At 55.7% G+C, this 20,190-nt stretch carries 17 protein-coding genes; 5 read left to right on the forward strand and 12 right to left on the reverse strand.

Annotation, left to right across the window (positions count from 1 at the left end; translation table 11 throughout):
* Positions 1 to 22: 22 nt before the first annotated feature.
* Complete coding sequence (gene menB, locus OZX74_RS08765) at positions 23 to 847, reverse strand: 1,4-dihydroxy-2-naphthoyl-CoA synthase (RefSeq protein WP_277156526.1); 825 nt, start codon at positions 845 to 847, stop codon at positions 23 to 25.
* Between the two features lie 49 nt (positions 848 to 896).
* Between menB and OZX74_RS08770 the strand changes: the two genes are divergently transcribed.
* From OZX74_RS08770 to OZX74_RS08790, 5 genes are all read left to right on the forward strand, one after another.
* Positions 897 to 1,262 carry a PaaI family thioesterase gene (locus OZX74_RS08770; protein WP_277156527.1) on the forward strand — a complete coding sequence of 122 codons (366 nt, stop codon included), beginning with the start codon at positions 897 to 899 and terminating at the stop codon, positions 1,260 to 1,262.
* A gap of 235 nt (positions 1,263 to 1,497) precedes the next feature.
* Positions 1,498 to 2,328, forward strand: coding sequence for an AAA family ATPase (locus OZX74_RS08775; protein ID WP_277156528.1), 831 nt, complete (start codon positions 1,498 to 1,500; stop codon positions 2,326 to 2,328).
* Positions 2,329 to 2,354: 26 nt separating this feature from the next.
* Positions 2,355 to 2,804, forward strand: coding sequence for a DUF4143 domain-containing protein (locus OZX74_RS08780; protein ID WP_277156529.1), 450 nt, complete (start codon positions 2,355 to 2,357; stop codon positions 2,802 to 2,804).
* 400 nt (positions 2,805 to 3,204) lie between these two features.
* Complete coding sequence (locus tag OZX74_RS08785) at positions 3,205 to 4,635, forward strand: DASS family sodium-coupled anion symporter (RefSeq protein ID WP_277156530.1); 1,431 nt, start codon at positions 3,205 to 3,207, stop codon at positions 4,633 to 4,635.
* A gap of 112 nt (positions 4,636 to 4,747) precedes the next feature.
* Positions 4,748 to 7,870 (forward strand): BspA family leucine-rich repeat surface protein, encoded by a 3,123-nt coding sequence (locus tag OZX74_RS08790; RefSeq protein ID WP_277156531.1) that lies wholly within the window; start codon positions 4,748 to 4,750, stop codon positions 7,868 to 7,870.
* A 421-nt stretch (positions 7,871 to 8,291) separates the two neighbouring features.
* Here OZX74_RS08790 and OZX74_RS08795 read toward each other — a convergent pair whose 3' ends face one another.
* The 11 genes from OZX74_RS08795 to OZX74_RS08845 form a co-directional block, all read right to left on the reverse strand.
* Positions 8,292 to 9,860, reverse strand: coding sequence for an InlB B-repeat-containing protein (locus tag OZX74_RS08795; RefSeq protein WP_348519550.1), 1,569 nt, complete (start codon positions 9,858 to 9,860; stop codon positions 8,292 to 8,294).
* On the reverse strand, positions 9,820 to 10,782 hold the full coding sequence (locus tag OZX74_RS08800; protein ID WP_277156533.1) for a hypothetical protein: 963 nt from the start codon (positions 10,780 to 10,782) through the stop codon (positions 9,820 to 9,822). The genes OZX74_RS08795 and OZX74_RS08800 overlap by 41 nt, the downstream gene beginning before the upstream one ends.
* A 281-nt stretch (positions 10,783 to 11,063) precedes the next feature.
* The gene (locus OZX74_RS08805) at positions 11,064 to 12,365 is read right to left on the reverse strand and encodes an adenylosuccinate synthase (protein WP_277156534.1); all 1,302 of its coding nucleotides are present in this window, start codon (positions 12,363 to 12,365) and stop codon (positions 11,064 to 11,066) included.
* Positions 12,366 to 12,502: 137 nt separating this feature from the next.
* A complete protein-coding gene (locus tag OZX74_RS08810; protein ID WP_277156535.1) occupies positions 12,503 to 12,922 on the reverse strand; it encodes a DUF1310 family protein in 420 nt (139 codons plus the stop codon).
* Positions 12,923 to 12,930: 8 nt separating this feature from the next.
* Positions 12,931 to 13,272: a hypothetical protein gene (locus OZX74_RS08815; protein WP_277156536.1), complete on the reverse strand. Its 342-nt coding sequence runs from the start codon at positions 13,270 to 13,272 to the stop codon at positions 12,931 to 12,933.
* Positions 13,265 to 13,678, reverse strand: coding sequence for a hypothetical protein (locus tag OZX74_RS08820; RefSeq protein ID WP_277156537.1), 414 nt, complete (start codon positions 13,676 to 13,678; stop codon positions 13,265 to 13,267). The genes OZX74_RS08815 and OZX74_RS08820 overlap by 8 nt, the downstream gene beginning before the upstream one ends.
* Entirely contained in the window at positions 13,675 to 15,033 is a 1,359-nt protein-coding gene (locus OZX74_RS08825; protein ID WP_277156538.1) for a hypothetical protein, read from the reverse strand. The genes OZX74_RS08820 and OZX74_RS08825 overlap by 4 nt, the downstream gene beginning before the upstream one ends.
* 34 nt (positions 15,034 to 15,067) lie before the next feature.
* Positions 15,068 to 15,493: a DUF1310 family protein gene (locus tag OZX74_RS08830; RefSeq protein WP_277156539.1), complete on the reverse strand. Its 426-nt coding sequence runs from the start codon at positions 15,491 to 15,493 to the stop codon at positions 15,068 to 15,070.
* A 348-nt stretch (positions 15,494 to 15,841) separates the two neighbouring features.
* On the reverse strand, positions 15,842 to 16,807 hold the full coding sequence (locus tag OZX74_RS08835; RefSeq protein WP_277156540.1) for an InlB B-repeat-containing protein: 966 nt from the start codon (positions 16,805 to 16,807) through the stop codon (positions 15,842 to 15,844).
* Positions 16,777 to 17,094, reverse strand: a complete 318-nt coding sequence (locus tag OZX74_RS08840) for a hypothetical protein (RefSeq protein WP_277156541.1) — start codon at positions 17,092 to 17,094, stop codon at positions 16,777 to 16,779. Before OZX74_RS08840 ends, OZX74_RS08835 begins: the two co-directional genes overlap by 31 nt.
* Positions 17,095 to 17,486: 392 nt before the next feature.
* A complete protein-coding gene (locus OZX74_RS08845; protein WP_277156542.1) occupies positions 17,487 to 20,174 on the reverse strand; it encodes an HAD-IC family P-type ATPase in 2,688 nt (895 codons plus the stop codon).
* Positions 20,175 to 20,190: the final 16 nt, after the last annotated feature.

Below are 20,190 nucleotides of genomic sequence, written 5' to 3' on the forward strand. Positions count from 1 at the left end.
CATGAATACTGCTGACTGAGGATCACGGGAATTTCGGGAACTGGTCGAAATTGGGCGTGCGCTTCTGGTTGAACGCGTCGCGGCCTTCCTTGGCCTCGTCGGTGGTGTAGAAGAGCATGGTCGCGTCGCCGCCCAGCTGCTGCAGCCCGGCGAGCCCGTCGGTCGCGGCGTTCATGGAGGCCTTGATGAAGCGCAGAGCCATCGGCGACTTGGTCAATAGCTCGCGGCACCACTTGATGGTCTCGTCCTCGATGTCGGCCAGCGGAACGACCTTGTTGATCCAGCCCATCTGCAGCGCCTCCTCGGCGGTGTAGAAGTGGCCGAGGAACCAGACTTCCTTCGCGCGCTTCTGGCCGATGACGTCGGCGAGCAGGCCAGAACCGTAGCCCGCGTCGAAGCTGCCGACCTTGGGCCCGGTCTGGCCGAACTTCGCGTTGTCGGCCGCGATCGTCAGGTCGCAGACCAGTTGCAGCACATTGCCGCCGCCCACGGACCAGCCGCGCACCATCGCGATGACGGGTTTGGGGATGATGCGGATAAGGTGTTGCAGGTCGAGCACGTTCAAGCGCGCGACGTGATCGGAACCGACGTAGCCGCCGTTGCCGCGCACGCCCTGGTCGCCGCCCGACGAGAACGCGAGATCGCCCGCGCCGGTGAAGATGATGACACCGACCGTCGCATCATCACGGCAAATCGTGAAGGCGTCGATCAGCTCCTCGATGGTCTTCGGCGTGAAAGCGTTGCGCCTCTCGGGCCGATTGATGGTGATTTTGGCTATATGGTCGAGCCGCTCGAAGAGTATTTCGTCATACTCCTTGACGGTCTCGAAATCGTGACTTGTCGCCATGTTGCTCCTTAGCGTCATGTCCCCTATTGCGAATACGAGGTTCGATAGTATGTCACTTGCGAATTATCTGGGCATCAAACAACAGGAAATCTCGCGGTCAAAGGTCATCTTAACATTGCCGGTTACAGAAAACGTTCTACAACCCTTCGGGATTCTGCACGGCGGAGTGAATGCGGTTTTGGCTGAGGAGGCCGCAAGTTTGGGCGCGATGGCGCGGCTTGATGCCTCTCACGTTGCAGTCGGAGTGGACATCAACACGCATCACTTCCGCCCTGTGACGTCTGGCACATTGACCGCCACCGCAACTCCCGAAAATGTCGGTAAAACGTTGCAAACATGGCGCGTAGAGATACGTATGGGCAGCAAGCTCACCAGCATTTCAACAGTCACATTAGCTGTCCGCGAACGCCGCTGATTCCCAACGGATTATATTGGGCATTCCCCGGAATCTAGAGCAGATTTTCAAAATCCGCTGAATATCAATCAGACACTCACGTTTCGCAAATATCTCCAAAAAAGTGTAGAAATTTACATTTTTTTGGAGATAAAAATGGATTAATTGACATTTTTTCGGAGATAACTTCGGTAATCGGGTATGATGGATAGGCAAGAAACAGGTAAATCGGGCTTATAACAGCAGGGGGCAAAACATGTACCGCAACGCCACGAAGCAGCTTCTTGCATGGAAGCAGAACTGCGAGCGCAAGCCTCTTCTCATCTATGGCGCCAGACAGACCGGCAAAAGCTACCTTATCCGGCATTTCGGCCACGACGAATTCAATGACATGGCCTACTTCGATCTCGAAGCCAATGCTGCCGCCCGCAGCGCGTTCGACGGCGACATTGAGCCGAAAACCATCCTGCGCAAACTCGGCCAGATTCAAGGCAAACCGATCGATCCGGGCAAAACGCTCGTGGTCCTTGACGAAATCCAAGCCTCGAACCGCGCACTGGCCAGCCTCAAATATTTCAACGAAACCCTGCCGGGCTCGTTCGTCATCGCTGCCGGAAGCCTACTCGGCGTCACCATCAAACGCGAAGGGTTTTCGGCGCCCGTCGGCAAGGTCGAAACCATGACGCTGCGGCCGATGAGCTTCGACGAATTCCTGCTCGCGCTCGGCGACGAAACCATGCGCGACGACATACGAGCGCAATACAAATTATCTGAGCAATACGTACGCCACGACGACGCGCTCGACCGCTACTGGTCCTACTTGCTCTGCGGCGGCATGCCTGAAGCCGTGGCCACCTACGTTGCCGACAACCACGATTTTGGCGCAATTCGCACCATACAGCGCAACATTCTCGACCTTTACGTTGCCGACATGGCCAAATACGCCTCACCCACCGAAACCGCACGCATACGCGAGGCATTCAACAGCATTCCCGCACAATTGGCCAAAGAAAACCATAAATTCCAGTACAAGATCGTTCACAGTGGGGGCGAGCGAGCCAGTATGCCTTCGCCCTCGACTGGCTAGAAACTGCAGGACTAGTGAGCCGTTGCGTGCAAATCACTTCCGGCCAGCTTCCACTCGCACTGCACGAAAACCGTTCGGCATTCAAAATCTATATGGCCGATACCGGCCTGCTCGGCGCGATGAGCGAACTACCCGTCGAAACCCTGCTCAACCCGCAGCTGCGCGGCTCGCTTGACCTTGGCGCGTTCACCGAAAACTATGTGGCGCAAACACTCACAGCAAGCGATCACACCCTGCGCTACTGGACCAGTAACAGCGACGCGGAAGTGGATTTCATTGCAGCTCTCGGCGACCCGACAACGCTACGCACCGCCACACCGATCGAGGTGAAATCCTCCGACAACGTCCGCTCGCGCAGCCTCAACGTCTACAAGTCCAAGTACCAGCCGCAACGATCCATCCGGCTTTCCACCAAGAACTTCGGCCAAGAAAACGGCATCGAAAGCGTTCCGCTCTATGCCGCTTTCTGCCTGTGATTTGCAATGAGCTCAAGGTAGATAACCAGGTCGGTCGATAGCAAAATAGAATTTGCTCTATCAATCTATTTTTTAAAATCTGGCAACCGACCTTTTGTTGATTGCTGTATTTCATTGTCAGCGAAGACGAAATCGGGGATTTTTGCTAGTTTCTTTAACGAATAACACGACAATTGTCGGAGGGAATTTTTGTTTCTCCGACACTATATGAATAAATGGCAGGTTCTCAAAAATCCGTTAGGCAGAATACCCCAAGCCATCCAGTGCAATACAAAATCCGACCATGTACGGTAGGCATAACCGTGGGTTTCGTGCGCTTCATAGCGTGCGTGGAAAGTAGCGGAAACCTTTTAAAAAGAGAATGAAAAGCCGTGATTCGAAAGGACCGTGAGCAGCCATTATGTCTTCGGTACTCACCAAGAAGAAGATTCCCCTAGCCCTCTTCCTCCTTTGCTGCATCGGCCTCATATTCATGTGGTTCACGCCCGCTCCGGCGCATGTGCAGACCGCCGGCTGGCATAGCTTCGCCATCGTGCTCTTCTTCCTGGCCGGCTGCGTGCTCAACGTCGCGCCGCTGTCGATCCTCTCACTGACGATGATGTCGCTGCTGGGTCTGACCTTCACCATGCCGGCTGGTACGCTCATCTCGTTCTTCGGGTCCGGGCCGGTGTGGCTCGTGCTTTTCGCGTTCTTCATGGCCATCGGCTTCCGCAAGACCAATCTCGGCGCGCGCATGGCCTACTGGCTCATCGCGCATTTCGGCCGCAGCCCGCTGGCACTGGCCTACGTCATGGCCATCTGCGACCTGATTCTGGCGCCGGTCATCCCCAACACCAACGCGCGCGGCGCCGGCATCCTCTTCCCCATCAACCAGTCGCTGGTCGAGGCACTCGACGAGCCGAAAGACCCGAGCAAACGTTCGGTCAGTTCGTTCCTCACCTTGGCCACGTTCCACCTGAACCTCATCATCGGCGGGCTCTTCCTCACCTCGATGGCCACGAATCCGCTGGTGGCAAGTATGGCCGCCAGCACCTTCCATATCACAATCTCATGGTTCCAATGGTTCACCTACGCCAGCGTGCCCACGCTGCTCGCGGCCGTGATAGTGCCGATTGTCATCCTCGCCATCCATCACCCGGAAAGCCAGAGTGCCGACCTCTCCGTCGTTCACAAAACCGCCCAGAATGCGTTGAAGAAGATGCCGAAGATGGCGGTCAACGAGTATCTGATGATCGCCGCGTTCGTTCTGGTCGTCATCCTTTGGGGCACCTCGTCGGTCACCAAGCTCGACAACACCATCATCGCACTGCTCGGCCTGACCGTCCTGCTCGTCCTGCGTATCATCGACCTCGATGACGTCTTCGCCGAAAAGCAGGGCTGGAACATCCTGCTGTGGCTCGCGCCGCTCATCGGCGTCACCGGTTATCTCAACGAGACCGGCGTGGTCGGCTGGATCAAGAAGGTCCTCACCTCAAGCGTGGCGGGCATCCCGGCATGGCTGGCTATCGTGGTCATCGTGCTGCTCTACCTTTATGTGCACTACCTGCTTACCAGCGTGCTCGTCCACGTACAGACGTTCTTTATTCCGTTCGCGCTCATCCTGGTCTCGATTGGGGTACCGCCGATTGTGGCGACCATGCTGCTCGGCCTGTTGACCTGCGTCTCCCCCGGCACGACCCACTACGGCACCGGCACTGCGTCGATCTACTTCTCGACCGGGTACGTCAGCCAAAAGGAATGGTGGAAGACCGGCTTTATCGTCAGTCTCGTCAACCTCGTCATCTACGCCGGCGTCGGCACCCTTTGGTGGAAACTGCTCGGCCTGTGGTAAATCGCCCACACGCATTACAATTCCCATTTCAAACCTCCGTCCGCAACAGTGGCTCGGAGGCTTTGCAGGCTTTCTATGCGTTGCCTCAAGCGCTTCGGAGAGGTGATTACCGATGAAAAAACGCTGGTACACAACCCCGCTGCGTCTCGTCGCGGCAGCGGTATGCGCAGTCATGACCTCCTGCGCGGTTTTTGCGAGCGCCGATAGCACCGCCTCACCGGTAAACGGTTCCGATATCCCGTCCGCGACGTCGTCAGCCGGCTCCGCCAACTCCGGAAGCAACAACGTGGTAAAGACCTCGAACCAAATCAAGCCACAAGACGAAACATCCGCTCCGCAGATAGGGCCCCAAGCCACTTGCAGAGCGACAAACTGGGCCAACTGGGGCACACCGTACGCCGGCGCTACAGGCGTGAGCGGTCAGGATCGCAGCATCGTCCGATGGCAAATCACCAGCGATTGTGTACTGCACCTCACTGGCGGAACCAGCCCGGATATCCAAAACAGGGCAAGCAGCATACCCTGGAATTCGCGGCGCGGCAGCATCGTCGGCATCAAGGTTGAAGGCAACCTCACCTTGTTCAAAAGCAATATCGACCTCAATCCCATGTTCACCGACATGTACAGCCTCACCAGCGTCGACACCACAGGCGGCTCTCTGCACCTGGCCGAATCCGCGGCGGCCGGACTGTTCGACAGCTGCACCTCGCTTTCCTCCATCAAAGGCATCACCGGCTGGGACACCAGTCAGGCCACAGGCATGGCCAGCATGTTCTACTTCTGCACGGGGTTGACGCAGCTGGACCTCTCCGGCTTCAACACCGCCAACGTGGAAGACATGAGCGATATGTTCAACGGCGCCAACGCCCTCACGTCGATCCGTTTCTCCGGCAATTTCACAACGGGCAACGTGACCAGCATGTCCAGCATGTTCAACGGCTGCTCGCTACTGGCCTCACTCGATTTATCCAAATTCGATACCCACTCCGTGAAAAGCATGGCCCGCATGTTCGCAGGCTGTTCCACACTCACCTCCCTCGATCTGTCCAAATTCAATACCGCCAGCGTCAACAACATGAACGCGATGTTCCAAAGCTGCAATGCCCTCACCTCCGTAAACCTCTCGAGTTTCAACACCTCCAAGGTGACCGACATGAGTTACATGTTCAATGACTGCTCGTCACTGACCTCGTGGATTCAGCCCAACTTCACCACTCCCCTCGTCACCACCACGGACTACATGTTCGACGGATGCACGAACCTTGCGACGCTCGATATCTCCGGCTTCGACACTAGCCAGACCACATCGATGACCAACCTGCTGCCCAGCGGAATGCGCCGTCTGAAGCTCGGCGCAAACACCAAACTGATCCGCACCGCATTATCGAATGTTGATAGCTCCATCAACTGGGAGGAAATGTCAAGCCTCAACGACAACGCCTCACACATCGGGCATATCGGCAATCTGGATGCGCTCGAAACGCGGGTAACTTCCAGCAACCCTGCCGGATCGTATTGGGACGCAAGACTGATGTCGACCAGTGTGCAGCTGAGCGTTGACGCCAACGGCGGCAACACCAGCTTTACCCCGGTCTCCTACGACACCACCACCGCAGCGGTGACCATTACCGTACCGCGTGGCAACGTGCTCACAGCAAACAAGCCCCAATACGTCTTCACCGGCTGGAACACCTGCGCGGGCGGCGGCACCACGGGAGGCTGCCAAGCCTACCAGCCGAACGACACCATCACCGTGGCCCAAGGCGATTCCAACCCCGTCAGAACCATCACGCTTTACGCCCAGTGGACCAAGGTACCGGCGCCCATAATCGACAACAACTCACCAATCGTCCACGCTCCCCTTGGCGCGAGCCCGACCGCAGACATCATCGTATCGAACACTGCGGCCGGAACCGACTCATTTGTAGCCAATGCTCTCGCCAACAGCACCACCACCATCACCACGCCCTTGGGCTATAACAAAGCCGAAACAGGCACCGGCACATGGACGGAAACAGGAATTCCCATAGCCAGCATCCAACCCGTGATGGGCCGAACCTACGCCATCAAAGCGCTGACCACCATGACCGACCCTCTCACCGGCAACACCGTAACGGCCGGACCTGTTTCGAAAAACGGCATGATGGCGTATTACAATATCACCTTCGATGCCAATGGCGGTACGGGCGCTCCGGCCGACATGTCCGGCTTCGCCGACGTGGACGACCATTACCTCACCACATCCCCCATTCCCGCGAACGTCATCCCCACCAAAGGCGAGCACGATATGTTCGCCGGCTGGGCCACCAGCCCGACGGCCACGCAACCGGATCCCGCTTATAACCCCGGAAACCACGCGCCGACCTTCTGGCAGTACGACAGCTCGCACCCAACAGCCAAAACCCTGACGCTCTATGCCGTGTGGCACGAGGCGAAGGCTCCCGTCATCAGCGAAGTGCACCGCGACCCGACAAACCACCATGTCATCGCGACCGGTACCGCCCAGCCCTGGAACGTCATCGGCCCTCCCACCGTTGGCGGCTCTTCGAGCAGGGGACTGAAAGTCGATGCGGCGACGCTCACTTCGGACGGAACACTTTCCATCGCCGGCACCGCTTCCGGCACCGGCACCTCATCCGGCGGGCAAGTGGTCACCGTGCGCATACGCGCCTGCTCCACCAACACCACCGGCCCCAACGGCACAGCGCCCCCGGCAAAACCGGCTGGAGCAACGATAACAACGACATTCCAGCAGGCTGCACACAGGTCTTTGGGATGCCGACCTCCTATATTCAAGTTCCCAGTTTCCCTTCCTGGCTTGGCGGTCTCAATAATGTATGGTCAGCCAATCTCAACGTCACCGGCAAACCATACATCTGGGTTTACACGCAATATCAATCCGGCGCCATCGACGGACCGCTCACGGTCACCCCGCTCACCCAAGGCAGCGATAATTCGGTCAAGACCTGCGTCAAACCAATGGGCGCTGCAGCCGGCAGCTACGTCTGCGGCACTGCGACCGTGGACAACACAGCGGCTTTCGACGGCACCACCGCCCACAATTGGAGCCTCGATCTGCCCGAGAGCATTACCTTCAACAACGCCGACAGCTATGACACCAGCTCGCACCTTTATATCGACGACGTCTGGCGCAACAACGCCTCAGGAGGCGGAGGCACCCAGCTCAGCGTCATCTCACCTGAGGCGTTCCTTGGCGGCGCCCCGACCAGCGTGACTTCGTTGCCCTTCACCGGCGGCCTTTTCCGGCGCATCGCAGTAGCGGTTGCTGCGCTAATCGGCGCCGCCGCCATTCTCCTCGCTGCGTTCGTTACGTTCCGCCGATACGTTCTATCTCTGCGAAACCGGTAACGACCTCCGCCACGCATCAACAATTAAAAACGCAAGCCGTAATTCCCGAGCGCACCATTCTGTTACCAGCGCCAGAAAGGCGTATCCGGGCACGTTAAAACGCACTATTCACGCCTCTAAAAAGTGCATCATTCTGACCTGACACCAGAAAATCACACTTTAAAAACCGTAAAACGCACTTTTCGACATCCTTGAGCACACATCCGAGGTCAGCCATGCCATAATGAAGCGCATACAGTGAACTCGTAACGGTGATGACGGCAACAGAATCGAAATCAATCCACTAATTATTCCATATCATCCAAACGGCGCCTGAACAATATCACCAAGCCAGCTATTGCAAGAAGGGCACCGGAAATCGCTGCAACCAAACTTACCGTGACTCCTGTGACCGCTAGGCCGGAAGTCGCATGAGATTGGTCACCGCCAGTACGAGAACGATTGCGAGAAGTCTGGGGAGCCCAAGGATTCGAAGAATTCGGGTCGCCGGAAGCAGACGGCGGAACAGACGGGGCACCAGCATGTTGTTGCCCATTACCGCTTGGGTTGCTTCCTTCCGAATTATTACCCGTTTCACTGCCATTTCCGGGAGTCAGCCCGCCAGCATTTCCGCCAGAAGCCGAGCTACCGCCACCAGCAGAAGGGTCACTATCCTTCTTTGTCCATTGCGCATACAACTGTAATCCCCCAGCGGGCAGATTCACATTGTCTCCTGACTGATAACTCTGACCGCTTCCATCGGAGACGGTGTTCCACCCAGCAAATGTGTACCCTGAACGAACGAATGTATTGGCAGCAATCGCGATTCTCTGATCTGTAACGCCAACAGAAGCCTGCATGGATCCACTACCGCCGTTAGCATCGTAACGGACATCAGCCGCATCAGCAGCCCATATACCCAACAGCGTAGCACCTCCGGCAGGAATTCGGTACGTAGATCCGCTCGGATAAATTGTCCGAGCGGCAATGTGCTTCACCGCTGTATCGCTCCATCCAACGAAATGGTACCCCGCACGGGTGCAGGAGCACTCAGGCAACGTCACCACTTCATCGGTCACACCTTGAATATCAAATACCTTGCCGCACTCGGTATCAAAATGAGCCGTCGCAGCCTCAGCCTTCCATATCGCATATAAAACAGAGCTGCCAGCCGGCAAACGATACGAGCTTTGCGCGGCATAACTCGTGCCTTTGCCATCGGCCTGCGTATTCCACCCAGCAAACGAATAGCCGTTACGGGCAAAACCGTTCTCTGCCAACTCCACGTCCTGCCCGGTTGCACCGGACGTCGCGGCGGTCACGCCCGTGCCACCATTGGCATCATACGTAATCTTTGCACTCTCCGCCTTCCACACCGCATAAAGAGTTACACCACTGGCAGGCATACGGTAAGTCGCATTGGCAGCGTAAGTATCACCCTTTCCGTCAGCTTGTGTGTTCCATCCGGCAAATGAATATCCCGGACGGGTGAACCCACTATTGGGAACGGTCACAGCCTGCCCGGTTACGCCTACAACCGCAGCCGTCGTCCCCGTACCACCATTAGCATCGAAGCGAAGTTCAGCGGGATCGGCCTTCCACACTGCATACAGTTTCACATCTTTCTCCGGCATGGTCAGCGTTGAAACGACTCCGGCACTTGATGGGTCAGCAGCAACAGCCACGGGATCCGTTTCCCTTTGGGACCAGCCCATAAACGACATACCTGACCGAGTAAGCATACTCGAATCCCAGCAGTCCGCGTCCTTTGCCGCAGTGGGCAGAGTCAGAGCATCACCCGGCATATGCAAGACGGCACACGCTCCTTGGCCACCCTCAATGTCCGTAGGCAACTTGCTCTCCGCCATTGGCATCATAGGTCAATGAACGCGTCTTAACGAACGTAATATCATCAACTTCATTACCGCTATCATAACTTGGAGAAGCCGTTGCCTGGAACATGAAACGGGTGGTTGTCTCGCCTTTTGGCACAACGTACTCACCCTCGTACGTCTCCCATTGCCCTTCATGATTGGCAGGGCTGGAATTAGTGACTTTAGTGGCGATTTCCGTCAATGGCCCGCCCACGGAATCATTGCCGTTGGAGACCGTCCTCATGACATTGTTTTGCACTTGCTCCTGCCCTGGAGCCCCAATTACCACTTGCATTTTGTCGACGAAGCCTCGTGTTTTACTGGTATGGCGCAACGACCATCGGTACGTGGCTCCGGGAACCGTCTTAATATCCTGATAAATGCTGGTATTCAACTGGGATTCAGTGATTTCGGCATACCGATTGTTCGATTCCGCATCACGTCTGACTTCGACGGCGCCAACAGGGCTCACCGTTTGCGTCGAATTCCACCCAAACCGTTCATAACTCCAATCAGAGACTGTTTGCCACGGAGAAGTAGGGCCTTGTTGGGGATCGACCCTTGCCCAGTCATCCCAACCAGCATTATTGAAGGAAAGGTCATAAGGATAGTCGAAACTCGAATTCACCAGACACGAGGCGAGTTTACCTACTTGCGGCACACAAGAATCCGTATTTTCCGACTGCTCCGACGACTGCGAAACGGCACCCGGTGCCCGCGTTTGGCGCCCGCCAGCTTTGCCGATATCATTACTTCGTGTATTCTGTGTCGACGATACTCCAGAGTTTTCAACGGAACCGGCAAACGCAGAGTCCCACGGAGCTATGCCGGCAACGACCAGTAAACCTGATACTGCAATGCCAATTATTCGCTTGAACATCGTGCTCTCTTCCTCAAAAACAACAGCAACATCACTGTCGCCCAACTCATCCGGTAGCGACCAAATAACATAGATGATTAGAATTTATCAGAATATGACGACAAGAAGCGAGGTTCAACCTATCAATCCGCGCTTTTCTGGCGTCAACGTCACAAAAGCATAAGCTTGGCGTCCATCGAACACACCACGACAACACTGTCACTAAAAATGCAGCCTACTGCTCCTTAAGCACACCGTTCTGAGGACGGTATAGAAAAAGTGCACTTTAGCAACACTAAAATGCACTTTTGCGCCAATATCAATAACACGCACTCAGCAATCAGCACTCAGTCGACGAGCGAGCGCACCTCGATGATGTGGTCGCGCTGCGGGCCGGTGCCGATGGCGGAGATACGGCAGTTGGAAATCTCCTCAAGCCGCTTGACATAAGCCTGGGTATTAGCCGGCAAATCCTCGAACTTGTGGACCTTCGAGATGTCCTCGGTCCAACCGGGCATGGTCTCGTAGACGGGCTTGGCCTTGGCGAACGCCTCCTGGTCGATAGGCATGTCATCGTAGCGGGTGTGGGTGCCGTCACCGTTGTCGACATCGTAGGCGACGCAGATCGGAATCTCGTTGAGGCCGGTCAGCACGTCGAGCTTGGTGAGCACGATGTCGGTCAGACCATTAACCTGCGTGGCGTAACGGGTGACGACGGCATCGAACCAGCCACAACGACGCGGACGGCCGGTGGTCACGCCGAACTCGTGGCCCTGCGCGCGCAGCCATTCGCCAGAATCGTCCAGCAGCTCGGTCGGGAACGGGCCCTCGCCCACGCGGGTGACGTACGCCTTGGCCACGCCGATGACGCGGTCGATCTTGGTGGGGCCGACGCCCGTGCCGGTGCAGGCGCCGCCGGCGGTCGGGTTGGAAGAGGTTACGAACGGATACGTGCCATGGTCAACGTCGAGCATCGTGGCCTGGCCGCCTTCGAAGAGCACGGTCTTGCCATCGGCAATTGCCTTGTTCAAGAGCAGCGAGGTGTTGGTGGCGTAAGGCTTCAAGCGCTGACCGAGCTTCAGCAGCTCGTCGGTGGTCTCGTCGACGTCAATCGGACGACGGTTGTAAAGCTTGACGAGCATCTGGTTCTTCTGGTGCAGGCTGGCCTCGACCTTGTCGTGCAAGCGGTCGGCGTCGAAGAGATCGTGCACGCGGATGCCCACACGGTTGATCTTGTCGGCGTAGGCCGGGCCGATGCCGCGGCCGGTGGTACCGATCTTGTGCTTGCCGAGGAAGCGTTCGGTCACCTTGTCGATAACGCGGTGGTACGGCGCAATGACCTGCGCGGATTCGCTGACGCGCAGTTTCGAGCAGTCCACGCCGCGGGCTTCAAGTCCATCAATCTCTTCAAAGAGCACTTCAGGATCAACCACGACGCCGTTGCCGATGACCGGCGTGACGTGCGGGTTCACCACACCGCTGGGCAGCAGGTGCAGCGCATAGGTCTCGTCGCCGACGACCACCGTATGGCCCGCATTGTTGCCACCGTTGAAGCGCGCGACATAGTCGACCTTCGTACCGATAAGGTCGGTCGCCTTGCCTTTGCCTTCATCTCCCCATTGAGCACCAATCAGAACAATTCCAGGCATACTAACCTCCCGAGATTCGCGTTATTTCGCCGTTACAAGCCTACCGTCACGCCTATACCAGCGTTTCGTTAATAGCCAGGAATCCTTCACCAATCACGGGATTCTGACTCACCTCAGCCCCATAGCCAAGATGTGCTTTACGATTCAGCGCCGATTAAATCCGAATACCCCTTGGAATAACCACCCACACTATCCTCCAAAGGCCCGGAACTGCCGTTTTTATTCAGCGTGACATATACATACAAGTCATTTCTGCGATTTACATAAAGCGTGAGATTGATGCCACCCATGAGATTACGTCGAACACTTTTGTCGTCAACTTGATATGTATGAATTTTCCCATTCTCAGTAAAGGCGTTCGGATCATCATATTTAAAAATGTTTCTATAAATCTTATCGGCTTCCTTGCTATACACAACGTCGTGCATCCACTGCTCTTGATCGTGATGATATTTGGCCGCAATCCCACCGATCACCACGGCAACGGCAAACACGCACGCCACAACAACCAATACGACCTTGCCGCCATGGCCTCTACGGCCGCGCGAATCCGCCATAATTCGGCTCATTCCGGGCGAACTTTCGCAGCCTCATCCTGCATTGTCTGCTTGGCCTGAGTCGCCCATGCACCTTGGGCGCTGCTGTCAACATTATCGGCATAACTGCTCCAATCATCAGCTACCGAGTGAAGAAATGCGTTCTTGTCGCGTTCGTTCCGGTTGACGTCAATCGAGGCAAGACTTGCATGCCAAGGAGCCACAACGTCTTTGATAATACCCGTTTCCGCTTGCTTGAGACATCCGTTGAGCATCGCCTGTGCATCCGCACCAGCCTGTTCGCAACCTTTTTTCATCCCATTCCAGAGCTGATCGGCCTCCGCCGTAGCCTGATCCCAGAAATTAGTCATTATTCCTTCTTGCCCGTTTGCTGTTGTCTTCTTCCCCGCGCTCAAAGGCCCGCTCACATTCGCGATGAGACTGCGCAAGCTGTTCACGAACGTCATCGATATAACGGAGTTTTTCGCGGATCACGGATTCACCGCTCTGACGATTCTGCTCAATCACCCTCAAGGCGTTGCCAATGGCGTCGCCGGAATCGCCATCTCCCTGCCTCAGCAGCGCAACAACCCGAGTACCCAAGTCCTGCAGCTGCTGATTGAAATCCCACTGGGCATGGCGAACCTCATCCTCGGCACCGTCCAGTTGCTTGCCTCGCTGCCGGTACTGTTCATATTCGCGATCCCTAGCGTCTCGTAGCGCAAACGCACGGCTGCGAATCTCCCGTTCCCGCTGTTCATCTTCCGATCCGCTCATTGCCCGATGGCTTTCAGCTGTGACGCAAGTTGCTGGTCGGTTGACACCTGAGTCTGTACCGCCTGGTTAATTTTCCCGGCAAGGTCGTCGAAGACGCTCACTTGCTGGACGAAACCGTTGAGTTCAGCCTGATACTGCGCCTGGGGATTACTGGCGATACGCTCTTCGGTCGCGCCACCCGCAGCCAAGGCATCCATTACCTCTCCAGCAGAAAGATTCTGCCCGACAATGGTGGCATCATGCAACGTCCCCTGCCATTCCTCACTGGCTTTGGCGCACACTCCATTGCACCATCCCTGCATCTCTTGTAATTCGTTTTGCGTCAGGGAATGAATACCGTTGACGATCGCACCAGCTTCCTGTTCGTCCAAATAAATCGTTTCCGCGCCAGTGAGCGTGCCGCCATTATTTTTCTCAAGCGCCTTGCGCTCATCGTCAACGGCGCCAAGCTCCTTGTCGGCCAGCTCCGAAGCTTCATCAAGAGCCTTATGGTCGCCCGTGACCTTGAGCCGACCATCCTTATCGAACTGATAGCCGCCCCAATCATGTTGCGCCAAAAACCAAGACCATATATATTTGCCGGCACCCACCAAGAAAACCGCGGGAACCTTGCTTTTCAATTCATCGTTCATTTCTCCGGGAGCCCACTTCGAATCGACAACAGTAAGGTCGCCGATATGCCCGTTGGCTCCATAGCCTATGGGCACAAGATCCTTGCGATCGATATAGTTGTGCACGATGCCACGGGCGCTGAGCTGATCGGCAACCCGCCGTTGATCGGCCGTTAGGAACGAATACATATTCGGCCCTTCATACAGCCACGCCCCATCGATTCTGTTGGCTTCTTCAGGACTCAAACTTGCCAAGGCATATTGGCCATCCATCGACCCCAATGAATGGCCATACACATCGACTTTTGCGTTCTTATACTTGGCCAACGTATTCTTGAGCGTATCTGCCGACGACGATAGTTGCGACGAGGGCGCATTACGACCCGGCACATCCAATACATCACCTGCGATGTCAGACAAACCATGGAGAGGATTAATTATTCCGCCGACGTCAAGAATCTGGCCGCCGTCGATAGCATCCTCTACATAGTCCCTCCCGTTCTGCGAACCCTGATACAGAACGGTGACCTGCTTTACATCACTCGGCTTATAGCCCTGGGCATTTGGATCCGCGTCCACAATCACATATGAATCCTCCCCGGTTGCGGAATTATGGTTCACGGCAGCAACATAACCAATATGAGTTTCATGATGTTCGCCAATCGTTACATTTTCCCCTAATGCATAATCGTTGTACTCATCAGCTGCAATTTCTTTACGCTGTTTATCGGTATAAGTCATCAACACGCCTCCTCAACTCTCATGCTTTCGAGAAGCTTCACGACTCAGCGCCAATTAAATCTGAATACCCGCGGGAATAGCCGCCCACACTATCCTCCAGAGGACCAGAACCCCCATTTTTATTCAGTGTGACATATACATACAGGTCGTCTTTATGATTCACATAAAGCGTAAGATTGATACCACCCATGGGATTATGCCGAACACTTTTGTCGTCAACTTGATATGTATGAATTTTCCCATTCTCAGTAAAGGCGTTCGGATCATCATATTTAAAAATGTTTCTATAAATCTTGTCGGCTTCTTTGCTATACACAACATCATGCATCCACTGCTCTTGATCGTTATGATACTTGGCCACGATTCCCCCAATCGCCACGGCAACAGCAAGCACGCACGCCACGACAATCAACGCGATCTTGCCGCCACGATTCCCCCGAACACGTTGCATACCAGCCGCCATATCTTCATTAATAAATAATAAGTTTTAAAAAACAATAACACCTATGGTTTGCCCCTCAATCGACTAATCGCCTAGCATAAAGCGCTTGAACATAAAGCGATATCTTTACTATCGATTCAGACATACGGCCAGCAAAGTCATACTCCGTCACCCACGCTCGCGCAAAGCAGTCACACCCAGAGAATCGAGACGACGTCGATGTCGTCTTGCATGAATATGCCGATGACCACGGAAATAAAGTTGAATGCGGCGACCCAAGCATTCATGCACGCTACCGCCCAAACGGATGCATACACAAAGCCGCGTCGCCGCACATCAGCTACTTTTACTTTTCAATCACTCGATTGTTCAGTTTCGCGCCCACTGCGCGCGCAGCTGAATATCGTGCGTCACTGGAGTACTGAAGTCATACGTTTTGTGATTGTATTGCCAACCAACAAACGTATAACCCCTACGCGTAGGAGCCTGCGGCTCAGAAGCGGTCTGACCGGCGGAAACCCACTGATCGAAGACACGGCTGCCACGCTCCGAGTCAAACTGCACTCGGTACGTACGGGTCACCGAGGGGTTGGAGTGGTTGCCCTGATGGTTCTGGTGATCCTGGTTCCCGTGGTTCTGGTTCCCGTGGTTCTGGTTCTGGTCCCCATGGTTCTGGTCCCCATGATTCTGGTCCCCATGGTTCTGGTTCTGGTCCCCATGATTCTGATTTTGGTTCTGGTTCTGGTGATCCTGGTTATTTTGATGCGAATCATTCGTCCCGGGCACAGCACGCTCGACACTACCGGAGAACGCTGCGTTGGCTCCGCCGACGCGCACATTCTGTTTGAATTGAAGCGAAACCTTGTGCGAATCATCCACGTGATCCCAATTCACAGTTCCGGTCGCCGGATCATAGACACCAGTCGCAGGAACCATGGCCGTAGGCGTTACGTGCGAGCCATCCGCCGCGACGGCGCTCTCAAGCGACACGTTATCGGGAGATGCCGCATCGGGACGATTAATGCCCTCCGGGCTAAACGACGCATTGCTCAGATTCGACAGACCCGACAGAGGACGCAAATCATCGACATGGTTGCGGTCCAAATTAAGACTCTGCAAACCGTGAAGGCCGGCAAGCGGCGAAACATCGTGCACATTGTTGCCGGTCATGTCGATGTTCTTGAGTCCGGCGTCGCTCGCCAACGGCGCTACGTTGTCGACATGGTTGTATCGCAAAGTGAGATCGCTTAGTTCGCTGAGCCCAGCAAGCGGCTGCAAATTATAGACATTGCCGAAACCGACCGTCAATGAACGCAGATGCGGCAAATTCTGCACACCCTCCAAGGTATTGACACAGCATTAGCCTTGACATTGGTGACGGAATCAGCCATCGCAGACGTGAAGACATCATTGATGCTGCTATGAGTCTGGCCGGCAACCGCCCAGGCAAGACTCCAATCATGGAAGCATTGCACGATGGAGCTTTGATCCGTCACACACCCCGAATTGGTCTGACTCGCCTGAGCCGTGCCTGGTGCCAGCATAGCGACACCAGCAACAAGCGCTGCAGCGGAAACCATTGCTTTCTTCAACGATTTTGTTGCTTTCTTTGCATTATTCATAGATTTCTATCCCAATCGACCCGCCATGTTTTGACGGAGCCAAAGTGAGACCATACCATCAAATTTCGCTTATTTCTGACCATATATGTTAGAAATAAGCGACTGATATCGTTTTTTGATCGCTATCTGCAATACGCTTCTCAGCCATCCATTTTCCCTTGAATATCGCGGCAAACTACAAATGCACGACCAGAACGTCGACGACATCAAAATCACAATAGTGAGATACATCACACATTTTTTCGTTCGGCGAACATTCGGCACACGATATTTCATCTTTACAACACCCCCGATCACATCAGAAGCCAGCAGCTGTCAGCACGAAAATCGCCGCTCCCCGTTAATCCCACTCACAGACGAGTCGGATCCCGGCTACCCAAGCATTCCACAACTCACGCTTTGCGATCGCGCAGGGCAGTCAGGGCCCAAAGGATCGAGACAACGTCGATGGCCTCCTGCGTGAACGCCCCGACCACTACCGGAATGAGGTTGAACGCGGCGGCGACCATGCAGACCAGCGCCAGCCCGAGGCCAGTGACCACGGCCTGCAGCATGGTGCGCTTGGTCTGGCGAGCGATGGCGACGGCGCGCGGCACGTCGGCGATATCGTCATTCATGATGACCACCTGGGCGGTTTGCGAGGCGGCAGTGGAGGTGCCGTCCGTCATCGCGATGCCGATATCGGCCGCGGCCAGCACCGGGGCATCGTTGACGCCGTCGCCGACCATCACCGAAATCGGGCGCGGCTTCGGTTGGCCGGAAAGCCGATCGAGAAGCGTCTCGATTTTCGAGGAGTGCGACAACGTTTCATGTGAAACAGCCTTGACTGCCGCTACCTTATCCTGCGGCAGCAGATCGGCGCGAACATCGTCAATGCCAACTTCCGAAGCAATTACGTCGGCTGAGCTGCGGGAGTCGCCGGTCAGCATGGTCACCGCACCCACACCCAAGGAGCGCAGACGCCGCAACGATTCGCGAGCATTATCGCGCGGCACGTCGCGCAGCACGATACGTGCGGCCAGAAGCCCATCAACCGAAACGTACGCCACCATTTCGTCGGCCGCACGCGGCTTGAACTGAGAACTAGGAAACGCCTCATTCACAAGTAATACAGAATTCGAAGTATCGGAAACGACGGAATTCTTCACCATTTCCTTCTGACACCGGGCATCATTTCGCGGTGCCTCACCATTCCGAGGCCGGCCATCAGTCTCATTGTCTTTGCGCACGTTCATCACGAAACTCAGCCGGCCGACGCGCACCATGTGGCCCTCGACCATGCCCCGCACACCGCTGCCAGCATCTTCGTGCACGTCCTTGACCACCGGGAAAGCAGTGCGACCGTTGTGCAACTTCTTCGACGCCGCGGCCCCGGCAGCGACGATGCCCTGCGCGAGGATATGCACCGAATAGGTCTCCACCACCGCGGCAAGCTCGACGATGATTTCCCTAATTTGCATTACATTAGAAGATTCGGAATGACCATTACGAGAATTTATCGAGGTCACACTTTCGTCGGTACCAACAATATCGTCATCTCTTTGCGAATCGGCAGAACCCTTTGCCAATCCCAAAACTTCAGGTAACCGCTTGCGTGCGGCCTCCGGCACGTCAACCCGCACAACCTGCGGCCTGGTGACCGTAAGCGTGCCAGTTTTATCGAAGAAAATATGCGAGACCTTGCCGAGATTTTCCAGAACCTCCTGCGTTTTCGTCAGGATTCCGGCCTTCGCGAGCCTTCCCGTTCCAGCCATATACGCCACAGGTGCGGCGATGAGCAATGGACAGGGCGTGGCCAGAACGAGCACCTGCGCAAACCGTTCCGGGGTGCCGGAAGCGATCCACGCGGCAACGCCGATCACCAGCGAAATAATGGTAAACGGCACCGCGAGCACATCGGCGGTCTTCACCACGGGCGCACGCGAGGCACGCGCGGAATCGACCAGCTGCATGGTCTGCTGATACTGCGAATCCTGCGCCAGCTGCGTGGCACGCATCACGATCATCGTCGAGCCGTTGATGGCTCCGCTCATCACGCGAGCGCCCGCAAACACGGTGCGTGGCAACGGTTCGCCATTGATGGCGCTCAAGTCGAGCGTCGCCGTGCCGCTCAAAAGCTTGCCATCCACCGGAATCGTCTCGCCGGGCAAGACCACCAGCACATCGCCGAGCGCCACCTGATCGACCGGCACGGTATGGAAATGAGCGTTCTGCGCGGCCTGCGATTCCAGTGCTTCTGCAGCTTGAGAACTTCTCGCCAACGACCCACCGATGAACGTGTGCCGCGCCAACGAGCCCGCGGGCTGCGCGCGCACTCGACGAGAATTCCTCGGCACATCTGCAGCGTTGTCTTTAGCAACGGAAGACAACTCACAGTTGCAATCATCCGCGTTAATCATGCATAGATTATCTTCCAGATCGCGCGCGTCACCGCGGGGCAAAGCCGTTGCCAAAGTCGCTCGGAAACCGTCTGTCAAACGCCTATCGGTATTGGAAAATAGCGCTGCAAGATGTTTTCCCGCAATATCCCCATTTGGCTTTGAAGTTTCACCATATACAGCAGAATCCTTGCTGTCTGTAGCCGTATGCACACCCGGCAAGTCGGAGATATGCGCCATCTGCGGGGCGGCGGCGACCAGGGCGCTCAGGTTGCTTTCGGCCTTGGTCTGCGCGAATTCTTCGATGGCTTCGCCCGACCAAATCATCAATACCACGGCCCAAGCCGCCCAATACTCCTGCACGCCAAGTGTGGAAAGCAGCGCAAGGATCGCGAGCACGTCGATGCCCACATGGCCGGCCTTCAAGGAAGCGATCATGCCGCAGATGGAATCGAAAACGGAATAGGCAACGAGCAGCACCACGATAAGCTGGCCGACGGAAGGGTTGAACGCGAACGGACCGACGTGCCACGCTCCGACAGCTGGCGGAGCCGCCACAAAATTACCGATTTTCAGTGCACCGAAGCCGCCCAGCCATGGACGATAATTCCAGAACAATGCCACAAAAACCGCAGCAACAATAGTGATGGGAAGCATTGGTACTTGCCGGCAGATACCAGCAGCCTTGCGAATAATCCGCATGATTCTCCTTGCGCGT

Source organism: Bifidobacterium sp. ESL0798, assembly GCF_029395415.1.
Taxonomy (GTDB): Bacteria; Actinomycetota; Actinomycetes; order Actinomycetales; family Bifidobacteriaceae; genus Bifidobacterium.

Bases quoted from the DNA above. Each gene is read 5' to 3' on its own strand.
- OZX74_RS08810 (WP_277156535.1), bottom strand. From the start codon at position 12,922: ATGGCGGATTCGCGCGGCCGTAGAGGCCATGGCGGCAAGGTCGTATTG.
- OZX74_RS08785 (WP_277156530.1), top strand. From the start codon at position 3,205: ATGTCTTCGGTACTCACCAAGAAGAAGATTCCCCTAGCCCTCTTCCTC.
- OZX74_RS08795 (WP_348519550.1), bottom strand. From the start codon at position 9,860: ATGATGCCAATGGCGGAGAGCAAGTTGCCTACGGACATTGAGGGTGGC.
- OZX74_RS08805 (WP_277156534.1), bottom strand. From the start codon at position 12,365: ATGCCTGGAATTGTTCTGATTGGTGCTCAATGGGGAGATGAAGGCAAA.
- OZX74_RS08840 (WP_277156541.1), bottom strand. From the start codon at position 17,094: ATGAATAATGCAAAGAAAGCAACAAAATCGTTGAAGAAAGCAATGGTT.
- OZX74_RS08830 (WP_277156539.1), bottom strand. From the start codon at position 15,493: ATGGCGGCTGGTATGCAACGTGTTCGGGGGAATCGTGGCGGCAAGATC.
- OZX74_RS08820 (WP_277156537.1), bottom strand. From the start codon at position 13,678: ATGAGCGGATCGGAAGATGAACAGCGGGAACGGGAGATTCGCAGCCGT.
- OZX74_RS08790 (WP_277156531.1), top strand. From the start codon at position 4,748: ATGAAAAAACGCTGGTACACAACCCCGCTGCGTCTCGTCGCGGCAGCG.
- OZX74_RS08845 (WP_277156542.1), bottom strand. From the start codon at position 20,174: ATGCGGATTATTCGCAAGGCTGCTGGTATCTGCCGGCAAGTACCAATG.
- menB (WP_277156526.1), bottom strand. From the start codon at position 847: ATGGCGACAAGTCACGATTTCGAGACCGTCAAGGAGTATGACGAAATA.
- OZX74_RS08775 (WP_277156528.1), top strand. From the start codon at position 1,498: ATGTACCGCAACGCCACGAAGCAGCTTCTTGCATGGAAGCAGAACTGC.
- OZX74_RS08770 (WP_277156527.1), top strand. From the start codon at position 897: ATGTCACTTGCGAATTATCTGGGCATCAAACAACAGGAAATCTCGCGG.
- OZX74_RS08815 (WP_277156536.1), bottom strand. From the start codon at position 13,272: ATGACTAATTTCTGGGATCAGGCTACGGCGGAGGCCGATCAGCTCTGG.